The sequence below is a fragment of the Microvirga tunisiensis genome, from assembly GCF_009296175.1.
GTDB classification, from domain to species: domain Bacteria; phylum Pseudomonadota; class Alphaproteobacteria; order Rhizobiales; family Beijerinckiaceae; genus Microvirga; species Microvirga tunisiensis.
This window is the reverse complement of the sequence record NZ_VOSK01000929.1, coordinates 1-714: the sequence shown is the minus strand read 5'-3', so window position 1 is coordinate 714 and position 714 is coordinate 1. Positions and strand designations below refer to the sequence as shown.

The window sequence follows — 714 nt, the reverse complement described above, 5'->3', positions numbered from 1 at the left end:
AAGCTGCCCGGGCAACTCGCACGGTCTCGGCCGGGATCTCACCAATCGGCTCGGGATGAAGACTCATGCCATCCTCCTCTTGCTGAATAGCCAACAGGGAATTCGCCGACAGTATCTACGAGATATCCGCGTTCCATTTCTGGTTCGGACGATCCGCCGAGAAGTCCTGCTCGAGCAGGTTGGGCGCGATCGGAAAAGCATGATGGCTGTCGGTGGTGCGTTTGAAGCGCCGTTTCTGCCGCGCCTTGAGGCCATTCTCGCGCATCAGCCGAGCCGTCCGACGGCGCCCGATCGGCAAACCCTGATCTTGGAGTTCGCGCGTCATTCGTGGGCTGCCATAGGTGCCATTCGACTCTCGAAAGGCCGACCGGACATGGGCGAGCAGCACCAGATCGTCGCGCTGACGCTGGCAGGCCGGACGGTTTCGCCAGGCAAAGTACCCGCTCTGGCTCACCTCAAGAACTTGGCACAGGCGCTGGATGGGGAATTCCGCTTTCGCCGCATCGATGAACATGAACTTCATCGACTTCCCTCCTTGGCGAAAAAAGCCGTGGTGGGTTCAAGTGATGAGCGCAACAGCTTTGGCTAGCGTCGCTCCTGGCGTTTGAAAGCCAAGGGTTTTTCTTGGCCGAGTATTGAGCCTGAGCGCGATCGCATCCAAGTCGCTCTGGCTATGCACGGACAGGTCTGAGCCCTTCGGGAAGTACTGCCGCA

At 59.5% G+C, this 714-nt stretch carries 2 pseudogenes; both read right to left on the bottom strand.

From position 1 onward, the window contains the following. Positions 1-118: 118 nt before the first annotated feature. Positions 119-547 (bottom strand): annotated as a pseudogene (locus FS320_RS44565) (IS3 family transposase); the annotation flags it as partial. Between the two features lie 12 nt (positions 548-559). Next, positions 560-714: pseudogene (locus FS320_RS44560) on the bottom strand (IS30 family transposase); the annotation flags it as partial.